Here is a 24,208-nt window from a genome sequence, read left to right on the forward strand (position 1 = left end):
TTATAATGAATGAAAGTAGCTATAGAGTTACTCAAAAGAATCGCCTCCGTTTTCTTATTTTGTTTGTGTGGGTACTTACATTATAACGAACGGGGCGATTTTTTTGTATTCAAAAGGGCTGCCCATAAGTCAATCATTTTGACTTATGGGACAGCCCCTTACTTTATGACGGTCGTTTGTGCTTTGTATGGAGACGGCTTTGGAACCGATTCGCCATCAACTGCAGCGACAACGACTTCTGCTAGCAACGTGTACGTACCTGACTCAAGGTCTCCTGCTGGGATCGATTCGGTCCATGTTTTCGATTCCCCTGCTGCAAGCGTCTCATCAATGAGCGCCATCGTAAACATCTTATCGTCCGAGTAACGATAGACTGTATCACCTGCTTCATTTTTCAAGATCAACTCATATTGCTGACCTGAAGAAAATTGAAAATGAACATCTTGATCGGTCGTGTTTGTGAGCGTAATCGTTGCTTCGATTTGATCTCCTACTGTTTCTGCTGATACAGATACATTCACACCATTCACCTCAGATTCTTCTTTTAGTTCCTTAGCATCCCCATTCGTTCCATCACCACTTGGCTCAGAACTGGTCCCCTGCCCGCAAGCAGAAAGAGTAGCGAGACCTAATGCCAATAATAGGGTCAAACATCTTCTCATCTTTCTTCACTCTCCCTTCAACAAAAACCTGCCTTTTACGTTTTGCGAAACAATCCGTATACACCCTCTGTATGCACAATATTCGTGAACGCCTCTGGGTCCACTTCTTGAACAACGTGTCGTAAGTCATACAGCTCGTAGCGCGTAAGGACGATCATCAGCACTTCTTTATCATCCTCTAAATACCCACCTTTTGCCGGCATTCTCGTGATCCCTCGTGTGATTCGCTCGTGAATCGCTTTTCGCAATTCTGTCGGCTTCTTCGTGACAATCATCGCAGTGAGCTTAACATGGCGAGTATGAATCGCATCAATGATCCGGGATGTCACGTATAACGTCACAAGAGTGTACAATGCTTTTTCTGCATCAAACAAAAAACCTGATGCGACCACGATCAACCCATTCAAAAGAAAAAAATAAATGCCGACGGGACGATCACTGACTCTCGATAACAAGAGGGCAATAATGTCCAATCCACCAGATGAAGCGCCGACTTTCAACGTGATTCCAGCGCCAATTGCCGCAACCACCCCGCCAAATACAGCGTTTAACAAAATATCAGGGGAAAACGCCTGAACCGGAAACACTTCTAAAAACAGCGTCGTCAATGCCACACTTAGAAAGGAGTAAACCGTGAAGGCCTTCCCGAGCTTTAACCAACCGATAATTGCAACTGGAATGTTGAGCAACAACAGTAAAATCCCCGTCGATAGAGGCAAGAGCGTTGCTAAGATTTGCGCCACTCCCGTAAACCCACTAGCAAATACATCAGCTGGAATAAGGAAGAAGTTTAAAGAAGCAGCGAGAAAAACAGCTCCTATCACAACAACGACGATCTTTTTTAACTCATTCCACATCGTCTGCTTCATCATGTCCTCACAGATGTAGTCGTTGGCATTAACTGTCTTGCCATCCAATCGACGCTCTCCAGTAGGGCTGCTCGTGAGACTTTGTGATCACCCCGAGGATCAGACGTAAACACCACTTGCTCATAGTTTCTTTGTTGTAGCTGCTCATTCAGTTGCTGAGAGTAGGCAAAAGGAACAACGTTATCACGCTCCCCATGCCACAAATAAAGCGGACGATTGTTTAAAGCATCAATCTCCTCGCCAAGATCAACCTCTTTCAATTTAATGAGGGTGTCTTCCTTTATTTCATTCGCCAGTGTAACCCCTCTTTCCTCAAGAAACTCGATCTGCTTTTTTGCAAAGTGCTGGTAAAAGGCACTTCCCATTAAGCTAGCACCTGCCCTGATCCAAGGGTATTTCTTTAAGGCGCCGAACATAGTGATCGCCCCCATTGATGTCCCTGTTACACCAATGGCGTCGCTAGCCGTCCACCCGTTTTCCACGACAAAATGTTTCATCTGAGGTAACTCTTCAATCGATCGCAGCACGATTTCCCAAAAGGAAAGCTGCAATTTCTGTTCGTCTTCAAAAGCTGCCCGTTCTCCGTGATAGAGGGCTTCTGGTAAGATGACGCGTATCCTCTTTTGTGCAAGTAAATACGCATGATGAAGATTATGCTCCTTCGCACTAGTAAACCCGTGTAAAAAAAACACGGTCGGTAAAGGCTCATGACGGAGCTCTTCTTGTACTACATGTAACGCCGGAATTGAAGCAATGGTTTCATTTGTAACGGATATCATCATCTCACTCCTGCTTTTTTCATTTCCATTTTTTCTAATTATAGCATTGTCCAGTAAAGAACACATCTTGTATCCTTTTAGACATTTTACCGCTTCTTTTTTCTCATACGGCTATCCTTTGATTATAAAAGGTGGCTCTCAAAAAGAAAATCGCATGAAGCAACATTTAAGGCTTCATGCGTTCTTTTTCTTATTATAATGTTGAATGCTGTAGAGGGCCCCTTCTTCCACCATTCGATTGTCCTCTGTATCATAAGGATCTGGATGACCAATGGAGATTCGTTTCGTTTTGTCGCCTTCTTTTTTCTGTTGGTTCCCTATTTTCACGACTCGTTTAAGCTTGCTCCGTATGGTGCAATTGTTCAGTGCATATGCTGTGACCCCTGCGATCGTAACGACTCCAGTTAGCCAGCCTAACGTTTTTTTCATTTTCACACCTCTCCTTTCTTTATCAATCCATTCCCAGCCTTACGTTCACTGAAACATGGTGTACATGAAAGTCAAGCTGGAGCACACACTAGCTTTAAAGGAGGGAAACGCGTATGGTAACGAAAGACAACAATAAGAAAAAGCAAGATCATCAGGCAGCTCGTGAGCTAAAGAACCAACAGGTGAAAGAGAATGCGAGACACGGAAAACATACGTATTCGAAAGATACCGATCACTTGTAATAAGTATATACGAAGCCGCTCCTTAAATCGAAAAGCACCCGTCATTAGTAGATACGGGTGCTTCCAGCTTATTTTTTATAAAGTTCATGGACATCTTTCACAAACCATTCAAGACCGGATGTCACCTCTCCAGTCCACTCAAGCATACCACCAGCATAGTTTTTCACATCACGGAAGCCTTGATCTTTTAAATAGAGCGCTACATTTTGGCTTCGGCTCCCGCTGCGGCAGACGAAGATGTAGGATTTTTCCTTATCCATTTCCGCAACGACGGCTGGGATGGACGACATCGGTAACAGCGGAAGTCCTGGGATATGTCCCGCCTCATACTCTTCTGGCTCACGGACATCGACGACAATCGTCTCATCGCCCTTTTCATTTAATAAAGCAGCTAGTTCAGTTTCCTCTACTTGTTCAATCCCATCTAATTCAAAAGCCATCTCTTAATCACCTCAATTGTTATCATACCAAAAAAACGTCTACTCTACAGGCTGCTTACGCAATTTCCATAATCGGTACGAATGGGTCACAATCACTTTGCCGACGGCGTAAGTTGGAACGGCCAATAGCATTCCGACCACTCCTGCAAAGCGGCCTGCCACAAGGAGAATGAAAATAATCGTAATCGGATGAATCGCTAACTTTTTCCCCATGACTTGCGGAGAAATAAGATTGCTCTCGATTTGCTGAATCACCACGACCACAATTACGACAATGAGCGCGGTGAGCGGTGAGTCGATAAAGGCCACAATGACCGCTGGAAATGTTCCAATCCACGGGCCAACGAATGGAATCACATTCGTAAACATGGCAACAAGGGCTAAAATCAACGCATAATCCAGACCAATAATTAAATAAGCAATATAGCAGAGAATACCTACACAAAAGCTGACGATAATCTGCCCTTGAATGTAAGAGCTTAACATTTTATCCATATCGGCTAAGATAAGTCGACCTTCGTGCTGCTGCTTCTTGTTGAAAAGCTTCAACAATTGAACGGGCAGCTTTTCCCCTTCTTTTAGCAAGTAGAACAAAATAAATGGGACGAGGACAAGGATGATAAAAAAGTTCGCAAGTGCCCCAATAAAGCCTGTAATATTGGCACCAATCGTTCCAATAATATCATTTAAAGAATTGACGAAGCGTGAAATCATCTCCTCAGGCTGGAACGTTTCACTTTCTTGGAATCGATTGAACAGCTCATTCGACTGTAAGGCTATAAACGTATCCCGTACTTGATTGATCAACGTAGGCAAATTATTATACAAACTTTGGAACTGTCTCTGTAGCTCTGGTCCGACAATTAACGAAAAGGCCGTGAATGCTCCAATAATCATTAAAAAGAGAATCAAGATCGACAGCCCTCGGTTCAGTTTTTTCGACAATAGCCCTACGATCGGACGGAATAAATAGTATAGAATTCCGGCAATAATGACTGGCGCAAATAGTGTTTGAACGAATACGACAATTGGACGGAAAATCCAATCAACAAGCGAGCCTAAATAAATAATGAGTAAAACAAGTACGATTCCATAACCGAATCGAAACCACTTCCCCTGGGGCATATGTACTCGATTCCTTTCAGCGTTTTTTTCAATTTCCATGCCATTACATTATACCATGCTTTCCAGTTTCTTCGAAAGAGAAACGGAAAAGCGCAGCAATTGACCCAAAGCACCGGAGTGAAAGAACAAACCGATAAGTTTGTGAACCGATGATGATTGGCAAGCTTTTAAAGGAGAAAAGATTCTCAGTTGTTGTACAAAAAAACGGTCCGACTATGTCAGACCGCTTGAACTTATGATTTTAGTAGACGCCGGCACGTTTGCCGTTTAATGAGCTTATGAGGAATAATAATTTGTGCTGGCGGTCGCTCTGGATCTTTCATTTTCTCGATCAAGCATTCGGTCGCTTGAAAGCCTAAGTCAAAAATATGAATATCCACTGTCGTAAGAGGCGGAGAAGACAGTTCAGAAATCATTGCATTGTTAAAGCTAATGATCGACATTTCCTCCGGTACTGAAACATCCATTTCGTCTAACATGCGCAAGACACCTAATGCCATTAAATCGTCAGCCACGATTAAGGCCGTCGGTGGCTCTTCAAGGGACATTAGCTCAATGACCGCTTCTTGTCCCCCTTCTTCAACCTCATCATAGTAGACAACATACTCCTCGCGAAACGGGATTCCTGCGTTGGCAAGTGCACGCTGATACCCTTCCTTGTGGTCAATCGTCACCGTGTATTCAAGATTCCCACCAATGAATCCAATTTTTCGATGGCCGAGTAATAGGATGTACTCTGTTACCATTTTGGCTGCTTTCACATTGTCATTATTCACGAACGAAACGAGTTCCTTAAGCTGATCGTCGTACGGTCGACCGACTAGGACAAAAGGAAAATCTTCTTCAATTAAATATGGCATCACTTTGTCATCTTGTTTCGCATACAACAAAAGAATTCCATCCACCCTGCGACTCTGCACCATCTCTTTTACCTCTGCAAGCAGTTCCTCTTCCGTCTGCCCTGTGGATAAGTACAAGCCATACTTTTCAACATACGCCTTCGTCGTGATCCCGCGAATGACTTCAGGAAAAAATGGGTTCTGAAACGCAATTCTCGCAGAGCTCGGAATGATGATCCCTAACGTTTTTGTACTTTGGTTCACGAGACTCCGAGCATTGTAATTCGGATAATATCCGAGTTGCTCCATCGCTTCACGGACGCGCTCCTTTGTTCGTTGGCTAATTCTCGGATTGTTGGCAATGACTCGTGATACCGTTGACGGTGCAACCTTTGCCAGTTTTGCCACATCTTTAATTGTTACCGCCATCGGTATCCCCTCCGATCGTAAAAATTTGTATGAACAATCGTTTTTTATTGTAAACGATTTTTTCACAAAAGACGATAGACTTTCTTTTTTATTTAAAGAAAGGGGTTCCTAATTTAACCTTTCGTAGCACCAGTCGTTAACCCGCTAATCAAATAGCGCTGCAAGAACAAGAAAACAGTTGCAATCGGAATGGCAATTAAAATTGCTCCTGCCGCAAACCTAGTAAAGTTGTTGGCAAACTGATCGTTCACAAAGTTGAATAACCCTAAAGCGAGCGTATAATTCTCGGGGCTTCGTAAAATAATTCGTGGCAAAATAAAATCCATGAAAGGCGACATAAAATTAAACAGTGCCACGACGGCTAAAATGGGCTTTGCCAGTGGTAGCATAATCGTAAAGAAAATACGGAAATGGCCAGCACCATCCAATTTCGCTGATTCGTCTAATTCGCGAGGAATCGTATCAAAGTAGCCTTTTACGAGAAACGCATTCATCGGAATGGAGGTTCCTACATAAATAAGGATAAGCCCAAGAAGCGTATCAAGCAAATTCACCGTGTTTAACAAAATATACAAGGCGACCATCGCCATTAAAACAGGGAACATTTGCAGCAATAAAAAGCCGTACAGGCCATATGTTCTTCCGACAAAACGATAACGTGAAAACGCATAGGCTGTTAAAGCGACAAGGAACGTTGAACAAACAGAGGTTACACTCGCGACGATGAGCGTATTTTTATACCATTGCAAATAGTTGCTTCGCGGATCGAAGAACAACCATTCATAATGGCGAAACGAAATCGTCTCTGGGATCATCCGTGACGAGAATAAACTTGTCCCGGGATTCAACGACAACCCGACCGTCCAAAGAAGGGGATAAAGAATGACGATACCCATGACGAGTAAAAACAAATAAATCGCTGTCACTTCGAGTCGTGATTTTACTTTTTTATTCATTAGATACTCCCCTCCTCTTTAAAGGAACGACTGCGACGGAACTGGAACAAAGCGAAACCGGCAACAATTAAACCGATAATAATCGAAATGGCTGCCGCCATACTGTACTGTGAGTTTTCAAATGTGAGACTGTACACCCACGAAATTAGAATATCGGTTCCGCCTGCATTTTGCCCGCGAATCGGCGGTCCCCCTTGGTTAAAAAGATAAATGATCGTAAAGTTGTTAAAGTTTCCTGCATACTGCATGATGAGTAGCGGCGCGGTCGCAAACAAAATATGTGGCATCGTAATGTGACGAAATTTTTGCAGTCGATTGGCTCCATCCATATCTGCCGCTTCGTACCAGTCGCTTGAAATGCTTTGAAGAACCCCCGTAAATAAGGCAAAAACAAATGGAAAGCCTAGCCAAGTTTGAATCATGATTAACGCGAACCGGGACCAGAATGGATCAGTTAACCATGGAGCCCCTTGGCCAAACAAAGGAATGAGAATATCTCGGTTAATAGCACCGAAATTGTCATTAAACATCGCAGAGAAAATCAAAATCGTCACAAAAGCTGGTACGGCCCACGGTAAAATTAGAATCGTGCGAATGAATTTTTTAAACTTAATCCGCGGATCATTGACCATCATCGCTAAAAATAACCCGAGCGCAATTTGACATGACGTGGCGACAAACGTCCAAATTAACGTCCAGGAAAAGACGCTAAAAAACGTTTCGCGCCAAATCGGTACTGTTACGAGCTGAACAAAGTTGTCAAATCCAACCCAATCAAGTAAATTGCGGGGCGGGGCATTATACAAATTGTAGTTCGTAAAGGCAAGTCCGAGCATAAACAACAGAGGAAAGACAACAGTAAAGATTAAAAAGATGAGTCCCGGCCCGATAAGCATATAAGGGAATCCTTTATCCCATGCTTGCTGAAAGCTTTCTCGAAGCGGAGGAATTCTCCAGCCTTGTTGAATTCTCTTTGCATCCTTATATGCATCACGTAAATTTAGAAGATAAAAGCCAACGGCAAAAACGGTAAGAATGAGCGCCATGATTCCTTGGGCGAGTAACATCCGTGAGTCATCGACTCTCTCTAACGTCCCTAGCGTCATAATCCCCCAATAGCCAATATTTAAAAAGTCATGAAAGACGATGATAAAGGCAGCAAAGAGAATGAAAAAGACCGACCCTTTTAAATAACGCTTATTGTACAATTGTCCCAATCCAGGAATGATCGACAGTAAAAGCGCGAGTTTTGGGTTCGTTGTCGCTGCTTTCTCCCTTACCTCTTTTTCCATTTTTGTTCCTCCTCTACATGCGATGACCTCGTTCACCGCCTACACTCTATCAGAAGGATGGAGAGCGGTTAACTCTCCATCCAATCACTTGAATTAACTTTCTTGAAGGGTGATCTTATCAGCAATTTGTTGAACCGCTTCTTCTAAAACTTCTGCCGGATCCTCCCCTTGTGAAATGAACTCAAATGCATCCTCCATTGGTTCCCATACAGATGACATGGCTGGGATGTTCGGCATCGGCACTGCGTATTCAGATTGCTCTAAAATCGGTTGACGCAGTTCATCATCAATCTCCACATCTGTACGAGCTGGCAACTCACCTGCTACTTCAAAGTACGTAAGTGAGTTTTCAGGGTTTGTAATAAATAACGCTAAGTCTGTTGCCCAATATTGATTCGCGCTGTATTCGTTCACTAACCAACCTTTTACGCCTGAAAATGAAGCAGGATTTTTGCCGTTGATTTTAGGAAGAGGAGCAACGGCTAGATTGTCGCCAAGAGCCTCTGAAAATTCCGGAATGCTCCATGGACCCGTGATGACGGCTCCCACTTGTCCATCGCGGAAATAGCCGCTCATAATATCACCGTTAATCCCTACTGGTAAGTAACCTTCTTCAAACCATGATTGAATTAAACTTGCTCCTTCAATCGCACCTTCGTTGGCAAGGCCGATGCTTGCCGAATCATACACGCCTTCCGCATCTTGCTCAAACACGTAGCCTCCATGCGCTTCAAGGAATGGGTAAAGGTAATAGAAATTAGTCGCTTCCATTAAAAATCCGTACTCGTCCGCGCTAGCATTCGTAAGCTCTGCTGCGATTTGTTCCATTTCCTCAAATGTTTCAGGTGCTTCTGGAACAAGCTCAGTGTTATAGAATAACGTGTAGGTTTCAATAACAGCCGGTATCCCTAGCTGGGCTCCTTCGTAGTTTAAAGCATCAATTGCACCTTCTGGATATCCTTCAAGTTGTTCTGGCGTTAACTCTAGCTCGGCCGCCAACCCTTGTAAGTAAATATCCCCCATCCGATCGTTCGGCTGGAAGAATAGATCAGGCCCACCACCAGCTGCTGCATCTAAAGAAAGGGCATCCAATTGATCAAGCATGGAAAATGGGGTAATCTCAACCGCAATGCCTGTCTCTTCTTCATATTTCTCAACAATTTGTTCATATGCACTTAATTGTGCATCTTCATCATTGACCCACATTGTTAATGTATCTGGCTTCTCTGGTGCTGTCCCTTCTCCCCCATCTTCACCAGCTGACGCTCCGCTCTCACTTGCTGAACCATTTCCTTCATCACGATCAGGACCACACGCAGCAAGCAATGCCGATAACGCAAGAACTAAAACAGTAAGCCACAAAAATGATTTTGTTCTCTTCATTTCGTTTTTCCCCCTTAAACGTAATTTTCTCTGCAAGGCCGAAAACTCACCTTGCAGCAGCGCAATTTTAGGAAATCGTTTGCACAACCTACGAGAAAAAATGAAACCGGTTGCAATAACCACTTCCAACGCCATTATATTACGTTATCATGAGGAATACAACTATTTTTTCTGTCACATAGAAATCTATTAACCTATCATTCGACAAACGTTTGCACATTTCTCTTGACATTCCTATCCTCATCTCCTAGGCTGAAAAGTATAAAGACTGTAAACGTTTAAGCAAGCTTGTAATCTCATATGGAAGGGAGTTAGTTACGATTGAAAGCTACAATCTATCATCGACCAAAAAGTGAAGACGCTTATGCTTATGATAAAAGCACGATGCACATTCGTCTTCGCACAGGTAAGAATTACGTGCAAAAAGTGAACCTGATTTATGGCGATCCTTATGACTGGGTAAAAAAACAATGGGTAACCTCTAAAAAAGAGATGACTCCAACAGGATCTGATGCACAGCATGATTTCTGGTTCGTAGAGGTAACTCCTCCTTATCGACGGTTGCGTTATGGCTTCGAAATCATAACAAAAACTGAAACGATCTACTATGGAGAAAGTGGGTTTCTCGATACACCATCAAAAGATACGAGCGACTATTTCTGCTTTCCATTTATGAATCCAGCTGATTTGTTTTCACCACCTGAGTGGGTAAAAGCCACTGTATGGTATCAAATTTTTCCCGAACGCTTTGCAAATGGGGATCCGAGCCGTAATCCTGAAGGTACCTTACCGTGGGGAAGCGCTGCCCCAACTCCAACCAATCATTTCGGTGGAGACCTTCAAGGAATCATCGATCATCTCGATTACTTGCAAGAGTTAGGGATTAATGGAATCTATTTAACACCGATCTTTGAAGCGTTTTCTAATCATAAATACGACACGATTGATTATATAAAAGTGGACCCTCACTTTGGTGATAAAGCAACGTTTAAACGTCTTGTAGATGAGTGCCACAAACGGGGAATTCGCATCATGCTTGATGCCGTTTTCAATCATGCCGGCTTCTACTTTCCACCGTTTCAAGATGTGCTCAAAAACCAGCAGCACTCAAAATATCGTGATTGGTTTCATTTGCGTGACTTTCCTGTTCGTGCGGAAGAGCCGCCAAACTACGATACGTTTGCCTTCACGCCATTTATGCCAAAGTTCAATACAGAAAACGAGAAAGTGAGAGAATACTTGCTGAATGTGGCAACGTATTGGATCAAAGAGTTTGACATTGACGGCTGGCGGTTAGACGTAGCTAATGAAGTCGACCATGCCTTTTGGCGAGAATTTCGTAAAAGAGTTAAAGCACTAAAGCCTGACTTATACATCCTTGGTGAAGTATGGCACAACTCCCTTCCTTGGCTTGCCGGCGATCAATTTGATGCGGTCATGAATTATCCACTGACTAATGCGATCATCGATTTTGCCGGGAAACAAAAGATAGGTAAACAGCAATTCGAGCATGTCATAACCCAATTGACGCACATGTACCCAATTCACGTCCAACAAGTAGCCTTTAATTTGCTCGGTAGTCATGATACCCCGCGAATATTGACGCAAACGAACCACGATGTGGCCCGTGTTAAACTTCAGTTTCTCTTGCTCTTTTCGCAGCGCGGAACACCGTGTATTTATTACGGTGATGAGATTGGCATGACCGGTGGGCAAGATCCTGGATGTCGTAAATGCATGATTTGGGAGGAAGAAGAACAAAATCAAGAGTTACTCTCCTTTGTCAAAAGGCTCATACAACTTCGCAAGCAAGAGAAAGCTTTCGGAACCGAAGGGGATTTGACGTTTGTGGAGAATGATTCTTCTCTTCTCATCTATCAAAAAACATACGAAAATCAACAGCTCTTGTTTGTCATCAATTCCACAGATCAACCAGACAGCGTACAGTTACCTGTCAGCTGGACAAATCGTGACGCAAATGACTTGCTAACAGGTGAAACTCTCTCGCTCACAACAGAAATTGGCATCCCGGCTAAATCCGCGATGGTGCTTAAATAGGTCTTTAGAATAGAACAACACACCACTTGAAAGTTCAAAAAAGTGGTGTGTTGTTTGCAATGAAAGACTAATCTTCGTTCTGCTTGATTTCTTCCAATAGCGATTCATACTTTTCTATGTCTTCTTGTGATTCATTCCAATCGTCTGCGTAAATGTAGGCGATTTGGCCAAGTTCTACTCCGACAATTGCCTGAACATCTGTTTCTTTATTCACTAGAAGACAATAAGCGACGAGCGATAACCCTCTATGTGGATAAAAAACTTCTGCGATTTCTGCACCGATCAATTGTTCAAAAAGAGGATGGTCTAAATTTTCTCGTATGATTGATTGGTAACTTGGTTCAACGATTTGCGATAGAACCGCTTCTAACTCATTCTCAGCCAAACGTTGCAGAAATAATTCGACAGGTTGTATCGTTTTTTCTACCATGCTAACTGCTCTTTCTTGTGCAAAATCTTCTTGTGTTTCCCTAATGGACTCTTGAATTTCAGGCGTGACAGCTTCTGGAACCGTTTTATCCTCAAATATCATATCCCCGTATTTATAGAAAAAACTAAGAATCAATCCTGTGATCATGATAATCGTAGGCCATTTATATGCGTTATATTTCCCTGATCGATTCGTTTTCTTCTTTTTTTCGCTCCCTTGGTGGTTGCCCTCATTCATGTCCATTCCTCCATAACATTTTCATGCTGTCAAAGGGGGCGGTTGCTGCCCTCGTTCCTTCAAACGGTATAAATACTAAACTGCTCATGGTTAAGCTTTTAATGACGGTTCCTCCTCAGGTTGTTGCTCGAGGTCTTCCTTGCTAGCCTTTAACTGCTGTAAGCTGTTTGTGACGGCCTTTAATAACAGAAACGACAAAATCATTAGAGTCAGAAAAACGAGATCTGATACGAGCCATAACTCGTTAGAAATATCTAAGGGATGTGTTCTACTGATATAGTTATCAATGAAAGAATTGAAGAAATAAAGACCCATTGCAAATGGCCACATAGCAGAAAAACGTTTCCCGTCATCGGCAGTTACTGGCTCGTGTTTTAACTTATTACTTATTTTCATAGGAATGTTAAAAAGCCAATAAAAATTAAAAATAGGGATAAAGTAAAATCCGACTGCCTTCCCTGGGGTAATCGGGTAATCCAGAAAAAGATTGTTGAAATCCACATGAACTTTATAAACCCAAATCAAATAAAGGACAAGGAGAATATAATAAAGAAAGGTGAGCAAAAGGATCACCGCTTGATCAAACCGAAATAAGTACTCGTAAACTTCTGGGGCAGCGTCAAAGAGAGCGGTATTAATTAATGCAACACTGGCTAAAACGATTGATATCTTAAGTATAATTGATAGTATGTTGCTAACAGATTCAGAGCGTAGTTTGTTCATTGTGTAAACACCTTTCCCATTTCGTCGTTTTCTAAATAATCAATAGCTTCGTCTAATGTTTCGACGGGAACAACAAGTAGATCTAGATTCTCCTCTTCGAGCACTTGGTGGGCCTCCCGCTCATTACTGTACTCACCATAGATGTCTTCATCTTTAGGAATAAAAAAAACATCGACACCGCTATCGGCAGCGGTGAGCAGCTTTTGTCGAATAGCGCCAACGAACCCGACGGTTCCATCGTACTCCATGGTCCCTGTTCCAGCGATGATAATGGAGTTCCCCCAAGAATAGTCCAACATATTCATTTCTTCCATCAAGCCAATGGCAATCATTAATCCGAATGAGTTTCCGTCATATTCCTCCGTTTGAGACAGAATGTCCTCGACCTTTTTCTGAATAGCTTGTTCTTCCACAATTTCCGTTGTTGTGACATGAACGGCATTGACAATCGTTTGCTCTTTATAGGTTTCCTCCTCTAGCTCTTCCTCGTAATCTTCAGAATAAAGCTCAAACTCCTCATCCGCCAATGGGATAAACTCTGCATCATTAAAGATCATTTTAACGAAAAACTTTTCCAAATAATTTTCTATGATTCCTGTATGAACGTAAGTAAAATAAACACTTCCTTCAATCCCCAATTCACTGACAGGAGTAATGTTTCCTTTTGCGTCATATTCCTCCTGTACCGGTACATAAACGAGTAGAAGTACAATGAATAGCGGAATCGCTACTAGCACAATGCTAATTTTCAGTTCTTTTGATGCTTTGATTGTGTGCACCTCCTAGAAGCCGTTCACAAGCTTTGAATAGACCGTTCAACATCATTTGTTAAACGGTAAATGTTACATTTTCTTTTCCCCTCTTGCACCCTATTTATCATATTCCTTTCCCCTCCTACAAAAGAGTGGTATGAATTACCATCTATCAATCATAAACGAAGATAAACAGGGGATAAATAGGTGAATTTCATTATTTTTCAATTCACAACCAGCTTAAATTATTCCAAAAGGACGAGGTAACAAATACCTATGATGTTAGATTTGTACTTTCTCCAAATTCAAGACTATCAATGGACTTAGTATCTGTTTAAAGGATTTTCCTCTCCATTTGACACCTTTTTTTGATAAGACATTATCGGTGCAATGTTAATAAAATGTAAAAACCGTTAAGTCTTCCCTATGAATCTAGGATTGTTTTCGCCTCTTAAGTAGACTACTACTAAGGAGGGACAAATTCATGGGTAAATATAATAAAGCAGAGAAAAGTTGGATGATGTATGATTGGGCGGATTCCGCCTATTTTCTTATTATTGTAACGGCCATTTTCCCTATTTATTATAAAGAGGTAGCAACTAATGGCGGCGTTGCCCCTGCTGATTCGACAGCTTATCTTGGCTATACAATTTCCATCGCGACCTTTTTATTGGCATTGCTTGGACCCATTTTAGGGACCGTTGCGGACTATAGAGGGATGAAAGGGAAATTTTTCGGCTCCTTTTTTTTCATAGGGGTACTATCGACAATCGGCTTGTTTTTTGTCCCTGACAACCATTGGTTGCTACTCTTACTGGTTTACACCCTCACATCTTTAGGAGCCCGGGGAGCAAATGTATTTTACGATGCATATATAGTCGACGTGACAACGAAACAACGAATGGATGAACTATCGGCAAGGGGGTACGCTTTAGGTTATGTTGGTAGCTCCATTCCTTTTATTATTTGCATAGCGCTCATCATTTTAGCCCAAACAGGCACTATCCGATTGACTGTGTCTGAAGCCAGTCGAAGTGCCTTTCTAATTACCGCGGGATGGTGGCTCGTTTTTACGATTCCAATGCTTAAAAACGTGAAGCAACAATATGGGGTTGAACGAGAACCAAAAATGGTTGTCAGTAGCTTTAAACGTCTCGGACAAACCTTTAAAGAAATCAGACAATATCGGACAGTGTTTTTGTTTTTAATCGCCTATTTCTTTTACATTGATGGCGTCGGAACCATTATTTCCATGTCAACCGCCTATGGTACCGACTTAGGCTTAAGCGCAACCGACCTCATTCTTGCATTATTGGCAGTACAAATTGTAGCAGCTCCCTTTTCAATACTATACGGAACGTTAGCCAACCGATTCGGTGTAAAAAAGATGCTTTATACAGGGATTGTCATTTATATGATCGTTTGTGTATACGCCATGTTCTTGAGAACTAGTGTAGACTTTTGGATAATGGCCATGCTCGTTGCCACTTCACAAGGAGGAATTCAAGCGCTAAGTCGCTCCTATTTTGCCCAGATGGTTCCAAAAGAAAAGTCAAACGAATTCTTTGGCTTCTATACGATCTTTGGTCGATTTGCCGCTGTTTCAGGGCCATTTCTTGTCGGTGTCATCACCCAAATAACAGGAAGCTCTGCTTTCGGTGTATCTAGCTTAATCGTATTATTCGCCATTGGTTTGATTGTGTTAACGTTTGTCCCTGATGCAGGGAAGGAAGATGCTGTCGAACCTAGAGTAAAACTCATGCAGTAGCATAGGTGCGTGGAGACTTAAAATCTTTTAAGAAGGGTAGACATGTTAAGCCGGATATAGGATGGGAGCAGCTATACCCTGCATCCGGCTTCCGCCCAATGATCCGTTCTCTTTTGGCACTGCGTATCTTCCGTCTACTTGAGCTGTCTTCCAGTTATGATGATCAATGATCACATGAATGTTGTAAATGATAGTGCGTGGTCTTAGAGAAAAGAGAATACGCTCATGATCGCCTAATAAGAGATAACAAGGAACACATATATACCCCATCGCCCCCTTTCCAGATTGTAGGAATTCCTATAATTTGTTATAATTTTTCAAAAAGAAAGGGGGAACCGTACATGTTCGTTGAGGTATTCATCGTCGGGCTGTTAGCAGGAATGTCTCCTGGCCCAGACTTCTTTATCGTCATGAAAAACAGCCTAGGGTTTGGAGCGAGAGTTGGTATCCTAACTTCTTTAGGGATTGCTTCTGCCCTAATCGTTCATATTACATATACAGTACTGGGATTTGCTTTTTTAATTGAAACATATCCTGCCCTTTTTTTTACGATTCAACTATTAGGAGCTGCTTATTTAATTTGGTTAGGTTTTCATGCCATACGCTCATCTCCCCCTAAAAAGGAAGAAGCTGTAATCGAAGAAACACAACCAATCCAATCAACAAAAGATAGTAAATCATCCATACAAGGTTTCAAAGAAGGGTTTATTACTAACCTTTTAAATCCTAAAGCTGCTCTCTTTTTTTTAAGTATCTTTTCACAATTTATAACACCGCAAACGGCTGATTGGGTGAGGTGGATGTATGGATTAGAAGTGGTGGTGGCAGTGGGATTATGGTTTTCCTTTTTGGCCATTTTCATCTCCTATAAGCATTTCAGACGTTTTTATCAAACACACTCTTACTGGTTTGATAGATTTCTAGGGGCAGCTTTGCTATTTTTCGCCATTCGAATTATCATCGGAGCTTTTTAAGAAAAATAAGACAATATCGCAAAACTGTATTCCTTAAGGCTGCTTTACTTTACGGTAACAGTGACTAGATCAACAACTGCAAGGGAGTGCACATTAAGCTCGTGCTTGTGACCTCTCCCATAACCTTAGAAAGCTTGAACAAACTGACTAGGGCAAAAAACAAAATCGGGTGATCCGCTTTAATGGCTCACCCGATTTTATTTACGGTACATTCGGCTAGATTTATCTTTCTTCAAAACTTAAGACCAAAAAACTAAACGCTGATCTGGCATTAATCCGATAAAGGAGCTTACAGTGATTCGATCTGTGTCTCCTTCTGTCATTTGTACTTCATGATAATGCTGGGGGTTGAAGAACACTAGCTCACCTTGCTGTGGAATGATACGAACAAAATCGGAATCAGCGACCACTTCCTCATTATATGCGTAACTATCCTGTAATTTATAGAAAGTTTCATCTGATTTTCTCCACAAGCGACGATAAACGATTGTAGAGCCTCCGCTGTTACTAGGTTGTAAGTAAATGTTCCAAGCTAACTGAGCGTTGATTTCACCAATTGACCATTCTGGAAATAGACCATCCAATCCTCCTGCCCAGTCAACATGAAGGAGTGCTCTATTCATTACACGAATTAACCCTGCAAAATATTGTTCATTGGTGCCTTTTTCAACGGCAAAGGTGACAGGGTGCTCCCACCCCTCTTGAACAGCTTCTACTACTTCTTTAACTGGGTCATTGGAAGCTTGAAAGATTGATTCTCTCACATGATTTGCCTGTTTCGCCTTTGCAAAATACTCTTTCTTCTTCTCAGCACTAAACCGATGTTCAAATTGGGTAATACCGACTTTCCCTATTTTAGGGTAAACTCCTTCGTAATAATCTACACCATTATTTTTAATTGCTTCGAGACATTTGTTACAAGCTTCTTCAGAAAGAAAATTCTGAATTCTAACTGCACCAACCTCCCCTTTAAGAAGCGAAATAATCAAATCTGGAGTCAAACGATCAGCATTCACAACCTTCCAAAGATCTACTGCTACTTCAGGCACAATGACCCCTCCTATATTTATGATTCAATCAAATGATAGCAGGGGTCCATTAGCACTTCAACCATTTTTTATATTTTTTTCTATTAATTGAAATTCTAGTCTTCGCTTTCCTTTCCCTTTCGATTTATTACCGGAGATTTTAAAGGGACCAATTTCATTAATATTGTTTACATGAGTCCCCGAACAAGGTTGTTCATCCATATTTTCAATCGCGACTAAGCGAATATTCTTTACTGAAGCGGGAATCAAATTAATCACCGTTCTAATTTTCTCACTTATACTCTCCGAATCCCGCTCCACATTTCTTATGTTCATTTTTCTGCCTTCATTAATTAAACGATTCAATTCTTCTTCTACACGATGAAAATCAACATCAAGCTCTCCCCCGCGAAAATCAATGTCTAATCGAGCCCTATTTTCAAAAATTTGATTTCCAATCGCTAGCGCACCATATTCATGATAGAGGTGGCCAGCAACTAAATGAAGAAGAGTGTGATATTTCATAAAGTTGTACCTGCGGGACCAATTAATTTTCATTCTTACTTCATCTTCCTCTAGATCGCCCGCATCCTCTAGATAATGAATAATCTCTTCTCCTTCTTTCCTTACGTTTATGACCTTGTATGCTTTTCCATTCTGATAAAGCCATCCTTCATCATTCGGCTGACCTCCACCATTAGGATGAAAGATGGTCTCTTCCAATATGACTTTGTCTTTATACAGTAATTTAACATTAGAGGTATAATCTTGTCGGTAGCTATCTTCTAAATACAACTCTTTACTCATAAATACCACCTTTTATACTAATAAGTGTTAAACGAACCATGTTATTATAATATTAGCAAACTTTATTGCAAATAGGGAGGGTTATATTTTCAATGAAATATTGTATTCACAATACAAGACTTATCATAGGTATAGCTGATCGCGTAATCGAAAATGGCTCCATTTTATTTGATCAAGATAAAATCCTTAAAGTGTCGGCCCATTCTATTACAGACGCTGATGTGTTCATTGATGGGACAACTTTTTCTGTTCTACCAGGTGACAACCTATGGGTACAGAAGTGGACGGAAAGGATGAAGTCATTAAGGCCACTCGCCAACGAATAAAAGAAGGAGCTGACCTTATTAAAATAATGGCTACTGGGGGCGTATTAACTAAAGGAAATCATCCAGGAGCTGTTCACTTTAATGTCGATGAACTTAAATGCATCTGTCAAGAAGCGGCAAAAGCTTCTTTAACCACGGCCGCGCACGCCATAGGCTTAAATGGGGTTAAAAACGCAATCAAAGCTGGAGTCAATACAATCGAACATGGATATTACTTAGATAAGGAAACGGTTGATACGATGAGAGATTTAGGGATCTATCTCACACCTACTCTCTTGGCTCCGACATTACTTCAAAAAAACAGTGAACACATTCCACAACATATGATAGATAAAATAGAAGAGATTGAAAAGGAACATAGAAAAAGTTTCCGACTAGCTTTAGAAAGAGGCGTTAAAATCATCGCGGGTACAGACGCTGGGACCCCTTTTAATAATCCCGGTCAACTTGTAGAAGAATTAAAAATTATGTTAGAAGAAGGTATGACAACTGCTCAGGCCATTGAATCGGCTACCTATTTAGGCGCTAAGTGTCTTAAAGTCGATTCCTTAATAGGATCTCTTGAGGAACAAAAATTGGCCGACCTAATTGTCGTTAAAGGAAATCCTTTAGAAGATATAAGAAACCTCAAGAATATTCAACACGTGTTTAAAGGAGGGGTTCGTCTTTACCCGGATCAAATCCATTGACAGAATGCCATTTATATTCACAAAGAATAAAAAGGCGAAAAATTTTTTTCGCAAGTCTAAATAACCCCTTACCTTTTCATAAGTTACCCTTTATAATTAACGTCGACATTAATTTTTTAAGGGGATTAGAAATGAAAGGTGAAACGAAAAAACAACTCACCCTCTTTGCCCTCACTTGGCCTATATTCATTGAAATTTTGCTGCACATGCTTATGGGAAACGCTGACACTCTTATGCTCAGTCAATATTCTGATGACGCTGTTGCTGCGGTCGGTGTTTCAAATCAAATTCTCGCGGTCATTATTGTCATGTTCGGGTTCGTCGCAACTGGCACAAGCATTTTAGTCGCGCAACACCTTGGTGCAAAGGAGCGAGAAAATGCCGGAAAAGTAGCGGTTGTTTCGATAGGCGCCAACTTGATATTTGGTATCGTTTTAGGTTTATTGCTCATCGCCTTTGGTCCACCTATTCTAAAAGCGATGCAATTAGATGATAGCCTGTTACAAGAGGCCACTCTTTATTTACAAATCGTCGGTGGCTTTTCCGTTGTTCAGTCACTCATTATGACCGCAGGTGCCATTCTTCGGAGCCATTCATTTACGAAAGATGTTATGTATGTAACGATCGGGATGAACATCCTTAATGTGATCGGAAACTATTTGTTTATTTTTGGTCCGTTTGGGATTCCCGTGCTCGGTGTTACAGGTGTTGCCTTATCCACTGTCGTAAGTCGTACGATTGGCCTTTTCGTGATCGCCATCTTGCTTTATAAACGAATTAGAGGAGAGCTTCCATTTGCTTACTTATTAAAAAGATTTCCTCGTGTCGAATTGAGAAATCTATTAAAAATTGGGATTCCATCTGCTGGGGAGCAATTGTCCTACAATGCATCTCAGTTAGTGATCACCTACTTTATCGCTATGATGGGCACAGAAGCACTCACAACGAAAGTGTACACCCAGAACTTGATGATGTTCGTGTTCCTTTTTGCTGTTGCCATCGGGCAAGGTACGCAAATTTTGATCGGTCATCAGGTCGGTGCGAAACAAATTCAGGCAGCGTATGTCCGCTGTTTTAGAAGTCTATGGATTGCCATGACTGTCTCCGTTTCAATGGCTGTGGTATTTTTTGCTTTCAGTACACCATTGCTCGGAATTTTCACCGACAATCCCGACATCTTATCCCTCGGCACGACCTTGCTTTTGCTTACGATCATCTTAGAACCTGGGAGAGCGTGTAACCTCGTGGTGATTAGCTCACTGCGAGCGGCAGGGGATGTTAAGTTCCCGGTCTATTTAGCGATCGTGTCCATGTGGGGAATTGCCATACCGATTGCCTATCTACTAGGGCTCCCCCTCGGTCTAGGCCTCATTGGGGTATGGATTGCCTTTATCGCAGATGAATGGTTCAGGGGATTGCTGATGATTTGGCGTTGGCGGAAAGGGAAGTGGCAAGAAATGTCCTTTGTCGGAAAAAAAGCGTCTGCATAAACCTGCTCATATAAGAGAAAATGTCCCAGTTCGTTGTAAAAAACAGGGGGAAGACATGAAAAATATGTCGGATTTTCTCCCACGAAACTTATCCCATTCTTTTAGTCACTCTTTGACATCAAACGAAATTTTAGATTAAAATGGTACTATGCCTGTATGAAAGGGCATACGAAATAATAAATAAAAAAGGGGGAAACTTTCATGAAGAAGAAACTTGGTTTTCTTTCAGCAGGCTTTCTTTCACTTGGTCTGATTCTAGGTGCATGTGGTGGCAATGCTGACACAGATGCGGAAGAACCAGCAGGTGACGATCCGGCCGATACAGGTGAAGAGCAGGAAGAAGCAGCTGGAGATCACTTAACAGATTTACAGCTTGGGACGGGGAGTACCGGTGGTACATATTATCCACTTGGTCAAGAAATCGCAAATGTATTAAATGCGAACGTGGATTACGATGGATTTAACGTTAGTGCCGTAGCATCTGGTGCATCGGTCGATAACCTTGGGCAAATTTTCCGCGGGGAAATGCAGCTTGGGATGACCGTTCATATCCCTGCCTTACAAGCGATTGCTGGTGAGGGGGACTTTGAAGGAGCAGTTGTTGATAACTTCGGCTTCTTAGGCTACATCTATCCTGAAGTAATGCAAGTAGTTACGACAGAAGACACAGGAATTACTTCTATTGAGGACCTTAAAGGGAAGCGCGTTGCTATTGGTCCAGCTGGAAGTGCTACGCAGTCAGCTGCTCGGTTAATTTTAGAAGCACACGGTATTGAAGATGGTGACTATGAAGCATTTGAAGAAGGCTTCGGTGATGCAGCTGCTCGTATTCAAGACGGACAGCTTGACGCCTCTTTCGGATTACTCGGGTTACCAGATAGCACGACTTCAGAGCTTTCCCTTCAACGCGAAGTTGTCATCCTACCAATCGAAGGTGATGCCCTCGCATACGTTGAAGAAAACAGCGATTACGGTGCCTATGAAATTGATGCAGGGGCATATGACTTCTTAGATGACTCTGTAAGTACGGTTACGGCTTATGCAATTCTTGTTGCTTCCTTAGATCAAGTTAGCGAAGATCTTGGCTACGAAATCGTTAAAGCATTGTATGAAAATGCTGGAAGCATCACTCATCCACAAGGTGAACACATGAAAATGGAAAACATCCTAAATGGATCTGAAGGATTACCGATCCATCCTGGTGCGCAAAAGTATTTCGAAGAGCAAGGTATAAGTGAATAATTGAATGAAAGGGACTGGGCATCTCGCTGTCCAGTCTTTTTTTATACTTCCTCTAGTACGATTTATAAGTTTTGTAGAGTCGCTCAAAAATTGTCGACGAAAAAGCTATGAGCCGTTACAATAGAAAGAGCCTTGGATTTCTACAAATGATTAGACCTTCCTCGCATCGGCTTTAATTACGGGGCCTTCCTGTTCACTCTAGTTGTCTCTTCCTTTTTCGTCGGGAATTTTAACTTTATTTTAAGGTGGTGAATAGTCGTATGAAAGAAAAGCAATCTGAAGCAGCTACAGTCGATAAAGCTGAAGAAATTTTGCGTAAATATGATAAAGAATCAAACTACCGTACGAACTTACAAAAATGGGTTTGGGTGGTTACGATACTCGGCATCTCCTTAACCCTTTTTCAACTATACACATCGTTTCGCGGGGCCTATGTGACCCTCATACAAGGGGCCATCCATTTAGCTGGTGGCTTGTCGTTAATTTTTATTTTGTATCCAGCGAAACGCTCCCTATTAAAGAAGAAGGGAGTTCCTTGGTATGACGGAGTACTTGCCCTCCTAGCCTTAGCCGCGAACTTTTACATTGTTTTTGAATACCAACGATTGACAAGCAATCAAGTGACGATTTTAGGTTACACCGATTTGGATATTATCGTTGCCACATTAGGGGTTTTACTCGTCCTTGAAGCGACTCGTCGCGCGGTTGGCTTACCGATTGTGATCATTGCCACGGTCGCCTTATTGTACGGGCTATTTGGGCAGCATTTTCCTGTCGCCCAGTTCCGACATGCCGGCTTCGATTTCGACCGGTTAATGACGCTCATGTTTTTTAATACCGAAGCGATATTTGGTACGCCGATCCGAATTTCATCCACTTTCATCTTCCTGTTTTTATTTTTCGGTGTCATGCTAACGAAGACGGGAATTGGCCAGTTTTTCAACGACCTCGCCTTCGGTGCAACAGGCCGAATGACAGGGGGAACAGCTAAGGCTGCTGTTACCGCTAGTGGACTCCAAGGGATGGTTACGGGTAGCTCAGTTGCCAACACGGTTAGTTCTGGATCGTTCACCATTCCGATGATGAAGCGGGCTGGTTTCAAACCGGAATTTTCTGCAGCAGCTGAGGCCTCTGCGTCAACTGGTGGACAAATCATGCCACCGATTATGGGGGCAGCTGCCTTTATTATGGCGAGTAATACGGCGATACCGTATCAAGAAATTATTTTAATTGCTATTATTCCAGCTCTTTTATATTTTACCGGTGTGTTTATGGGTACCCATTTTGAAGCAAAAAAACAAGGCATTCGTGGTTTGCCAAAGGAACAACTTCCATCGCTAAAAGGGATTCTCAGACGACTTGATTTACTCGCACCGCTCGTAGCAATCATTGTCATGCTATACCTTGGCTACTCGCCTACACGTGCGGCTCTTTTTGGAATCGGTGCTGCTTTCTTCGTAAGCTTGTTCCGTAAAGACACACGCATGGGGATTCGCGATATTTTTGACACCCTTGAACAAGGGGCCCGTATCGCACTCCCGGTGATTGCGGCTTGTGCCACGGCTGGGATCATTGCTGGGATCGTCACAACGACAGGTTTGGGCGGGAAAATTGCCGGTGGTATTATCGATCTAGCCGGAGGAGTCTTCTTCCTCGTCTTGTTCTTTACAATGATTGCTTGCATCTTGCTCGGAATGGGCTTACCGACAACAGCTAACTATGTGGTTACTGCGTCGATGGCAGCGCCTGCTCTTATGGCCTTCGATAGTGTACCACTGATTGCTGCTCATTTCTTTGTGTTCTATTTCGGGATCGTTGCAGACATTACACCACCTGTTTGTCTTGCCGCCTATGCAGGTGCTGGGATTGCCAGGGCCAATCCGATGAAAGCAGGGATTACCGCCTTTAAACTGGCGATAGCCGCCTTCATCATTCCGTACGCCTTTATGTACAATCCGGTCTTGCTTTTAGTAGATGCGAATTTTGTAGACATTGTCATTGCCGTCTCGACTGCCCTCATCGGTATGGCAGCCGTTAGCGCATCGATGATGAACTACTTTGTTTCCCATACAAATATCATTGAACGCATTCTTTTATTCTTTGCAGGGGTCGCGTTGATTTTACCAGGTATTCTTTCCGCTTCAGGACTTGTCGTCGTCCTTGCGATCGCTGGTATTCAATTTTTCCGCAAACGAAGTAAAGACCAAGCACGAGCCACAGCCTAACGAAAAAACGCTAA

At 42.3% G+C, this 24,208-nt stretch carries 25 protein-coding genes; 9 read left to right on the forward strand and 16 right to left on the reverse strand.

All coding sequences use genetic code 11. The features are described from left to right. Positions 1 to 158: 158 nt before the first annotated feature. From FED51_RS14835 to FED51_RS14850, 4 genes are all read right to left on the reverse strand, one after another. The gene (locus FED51_RS14835; protein WP_053430651.1) at positions 159 to 662 is read right to left on the reverse strand and encodes a BsuPI-related putative proteinase inhibitor; all 504 of its coding nucleotides are present in this window, start codon (positions 660 to 662) and stop codon (positions 159 to 161) included. A gap of 35 nt (positions 663 to 697) precedes the next feature. Next, positions 698 to 1,519: a YitT family protein gene (locus tag FED51_RS14840; RefSeq protein WP_041821717.1), complete on the reverse strand. Its 822-nt coding sequence runs from the start codon at positions 1,517 to 1,519 to the stop codon at positions 698 to 700. A gap of 11 nt (positions 1,520 to 1,530) precedes the next feature. Beyond that, a complete protein-coding gene (yjfP, locus tag FED51_RS14845; protein ID WP_053430650.1) occupies positions 1,531 to 2,310 on the reverse strand; it encodes an esterase in 780 nt (259 codons plus the stop codon). A 174-nt stretch (positions 2,311 to 2,484) separates the two neighbouring features. Further along, positions 2,485 to 2,739 carry a hypothetical protein gene (locus FED51_RS14850; RefSeq protein ID WP_010899065.1) on the reverse strand — a complete coding sequence of 85 codons (255 nt, stop codon included), beginning with the start codon at positions 2,737 to 2,739 and terminating at the stop codon, positions 2,485 to 2,487. A gap of 113 nt (positions 2,740 to 2,852) precedes the next feature. On the opposite strand from FED51_RS14850, the gene FED51_RS14855 reads away from it, so the two are divergent. After that, positions 2,853 to 2,981, forward strand: coding sequence for a DUF3941 domain-containing protein (locus FED51_RS14855; protein ID WP_010899066.1), 129 nt, complete (start codon positions 2,853 to 2,855; stop codon positions 2,979 to 2,981). Positions 2,982 to 3,049: 68 nt separating this feature from the next. Here the strand turns inward: FED51_RS14855 and FED51_RS14860 are convergent, their stop codons facing one another. From FED51_RS14860 to FED51_RS14885, 6 genes are all read right to left on the reverse strand, one after another. Beyond that, complete coding sequence (locus FED51_RS14860) at positions 3,050 to 3,421, reverse strand: rhodanese-like domain-containing protein (protein ID WP_010899067.1); 372 nt, start codon at positions 3,419 to 3,421, stop codon at positions 3,050 to 3,052. Positions 3,422 to 3,460: 39 nt separating this feature from the next. Continuing rightward, the gene (locus tag FED51_RS14865; protein ID WP_053430649.1) at positions 3,461 to 4,546 is read right to left on the reverse strand and encodes an AI-2E family transporter; all 1,086 of its coding nucleotides are present in this window, start codon (positions 4,544 to 4,546) and stop codon (positions 3,461 to 3,463) included. Positions 4,547 to 4,779: 233 nt separating this feature from the next. Further along, entirely contained in the window at positions 4,780 to 5,814 is a 1,035-nt protein-coding gene (locus FED51_RS14870; RefSeq protein WP_053430648.1) for a LacI family DNA-binding transcriptional regulator, read from the reverse strand. A gap of 113 nt (positions 5,815 to 5,927) precedes the next feature. After that, positions 5,928 to 6,770 carry a sugar ABC transporter permease gene (locus FED51_RS14875; RefSeq protein WP_010899070.1) on the reverse strand — a complete coding sequence of 281 codons (843 nt, stop codon included), beginning with the start codon at positions 6,768 to 6,770 and terminating at the stop codon, positions 5,928 to 5,930. Further along, positions 6,770 to 8,062 carry a sugar ABC transporter permease gene (locus FED51_RS14880; protein ID WP_053430647.1) on the reverse strand — a complete coding sequence of 431 codons (1,293 nt, stop codon included), beginning with the start codon at positions 8,060 to 8,062 and terminating at the stop codon, positions 6,770 to 6,772. Before FED51_RS14880 ends, FED51_RS14875 begins: the two co-directional genes overlap by 1 nt. Before the next feature lie 93 nt (positions 8,063 to 8,155). Then, positions 8,156 to 9,445 carry an extracellular solute-binding protein gene (locus FED51_RS14885; RefSeq protein WP_053430646.1) on the reverse strand — a complete coding sequence of 430 codons (1,290 nt, stop codon included), beginning with the start codon at positions 9,443 to 9,445 and terminating at the stop codon, positions 8,156 to 8,158. Between the two features lie 321 nt (positions 9,446 to 9,766). Here FED51_RS14885 and FED51_RS14890 point away from each other — a divergent pair, with 321 nt between their 5' ends. After that, positions 9,767 to 11,503, forward strand: coding sequence for an alpha-glycosidase (locus tag FED51_RS14890; RefSeq protein WP_053430645.1), 1,737 nt, complete (start codon positions 9,767 to 9,769; stop codon positions 11,501 to 11,503). Between the two features lie 67 nt (positions 11,504 to 11,570). Here the strand turns inward: FED51_RS14890 and FED51_RS14895 are convergent, their stop codons facing one another. The 3 genes from FED51_RS14895 to FED51_RS14905 form a co-directional block, all read right to left on the reverse strand. Beyond that, entirely contained in the window at positions 11,571 to 12,170 is a 600-nt protein-coding gene (locus FED51_RS14895) for a hypothetical protein (protein WP_053430644.1), read from the reverse strand. Positions 12,171 to 12,260: 90 nt separating this feature from the next. Continuing rightward, the gene (locus FED51_RS14900; protein ID WP_053430643.1) at positions 12,261 to 12,893 is read right to left on the reverse strand and encodes a DUF4328 domain-containing protein; all 633 of its coding nucleotides are present in this window, start codon (positions 12,891 to 12,893) and stop codon (positions 12,261 to 12,263) included. Then, the gene (locus FED51_RS14905) at positions 12,890 to 13,672 is read right to left on the reverse strand and encodes a S16 family serine protease (RefSeq protein WP_053430642.1); all 783 of its coding nucleotides are present in this window, start codon (positions 13,670 to 13,672) and stop codon (positions 12,890 to 12,892) included. Before FED51_RS14905 ends, FED51_RS14900 begins: the two co-directional genes overlap by 4 nt. Positions 13,673 to 14,129: 457 nt before the next feature. On the opposite strand from FED51_RS14905, the gene FED51_RS14910 reads away from it, so the two are divergent. Next, complete coding sequence (locus tag FED51_RS14910; protein WP_053430641.1) at positions 14,130 to 15,413, forward strand: MFS transporter; 1,284 nt, start codon at positions 14,130 to 14,132, stop codon at positions 15,411 to 15,413. Positions 15,414 to 15,458: 45 nt separating this feature from the next. On the opposite strand, the gene FED51_RS14915 is transcribed toward FED51_RS14910, so the two are convergent. After that, positions 15,459 to 15,683 carry a hypothetical protein gene (locus FED51_RS14915; RefSeq protein ID WP_138090655.1) on the reverse strand — a complete coding sequence of 75 codons (225 nt, stop codon included), beginning with the start codon at positions 15,681 to 15,683 and terminating at the stop codon, positions 15,459 to 15,461. Between the two features lie 71 nt (positions 15,684 to 15,754). Here FED51_RS14915 and FED51_RS14920 point away from each other — a divergent pair, with 71 nt between their 5' ends. Further along, the gene (locus FED51_RS14920) at positions 15,755 to 16,387 is read left to right on the forward strand and encodes a LysE family transporter (protein ID WP_053430640.1); all 633 of its coding nucleotides are present in this window, start codon (positions 15,755 to 15,757) and stop codon (positions 16,385 to 16,387) included. Positions 16,388 to 16,626: 239 nt separating this feature from the next. On the opposite strand, the gene FED51_RS14925 is transcribed toward FED51_RS14920, so the two are convergent. Then, positions 16,627 to 17,436 (reverse strand): 2OG-Fe(II)-dependent halogenase WelO5 family protein, encoded by an 810-nt coding sequence (locus tag FED51_RS14925; RefSeq protein WP_053430639.1) that lies wholly within the window; start codon positions 17,434 to 17,436, stop codon positions 16,627 to 16,629. 57 nt (positions 17,437 to 17,493) lie between these two features. Beyond that, positions 17,494 to 18,222 (reverse strand): alanyl-tRNA editing protein, encoded by a 729-nt coding sequence (locus tag FED51_RS14930; RefSeq protein WP_053430638.1) that lies wholly within the window; start codon positions 18,220 to 18,222, stop codon positions 17,494 to 17,496. Positions 18,223 to 18,314: 92 nt separating this feature from the next. Here FED51_RS14930 and FED51_RS21420 point away from each other — a divergent pair, with 92 nt between their 5' ends. The 5 genes from FED51_RS21420 to FED51_RS14950 all read left to right on the forward strand — a co-directional run bounded on the left by FED51_RS21420 (position 18,315) and on the right by FED51_RS14950 (position 24,194). After that, positions 18,315 to 18,548, forward strand: coding sequence for a hypothetical protein (locus FED51_RS21420; protein ID WP_233443838.1), 234 nt, complete (start codon positions 18,315 to 18,317; stop codon positions 18,546 to 18,548). Next, positions 18,491 to 19,237 carry a metal-dependent hydrolase family protein gene (locus FED51_RS14935; RefSeq protein WP_053430637.1) on the forward strand — a complete coding sequence of 249 codons (747 nt, stop codon included), beginning with the start codon at positions 18,491 to 18,493 and terminating at the stop codon, positions 19,235 to 19,237. The genes FED51_RS21420 and FED51_RS14935 overlap by 58 nt, the downstream gene beginning before the upstream one ends. Positions 19,238 to 19,368: 131 nt before the next feature. Then, the gene (locus tag FED51_RS14940) at positions 19,369 to 20,727 is read left to right on the forward strand and encodes an MATE family efflux transporter (protein ID WP_053430636.1); all 1,359 of its coding nucleotides are present in this window, start codon (positions 19,369 to 19,371) and stop codon (positions 20,725 to 20,727) included. 201 nt (positions 20,728 to 20,928) lie between these two features. Beyond that, positions 20,929 to 21,969 (forward strand): TAXI family TRAP transporter solute-binding subunit, encoded by a 1,041-nt coding sequence (locus FED51_RS14945; protein ID WP_053430635.1) that lies wholly within the window; start codon positions 20,929 to 20,931, stop codon positions 21,967 to 21,969. A 260-nt stretch (positions 21,970 to 22,229) separates the two neighbouring features. After that, complete coding sequence (locus FED51_RS14950) at positions 22,230 to 24,194, forward strand: TRAP transporter permease (RefSeq protein WP_053430634.1); 1,965 nt, start codon at positions 22,230 to 22,232, stop codon at positions 24,192 to 24,194. Positions 24,195 to 24,208 lie beyond the last annotated feature (14 nt).

The sequence above is a fragment of the Halalkalibacterium halodurans genome (assembly GCF_005671335.1).
Taxonomy (GTDB): domain Bacteria; phylum Bacillota; class Bacilli; order Bacillales; family Bacillaceae_D; genus Halalkalibacterium; species Halalkalibacterium halodurans.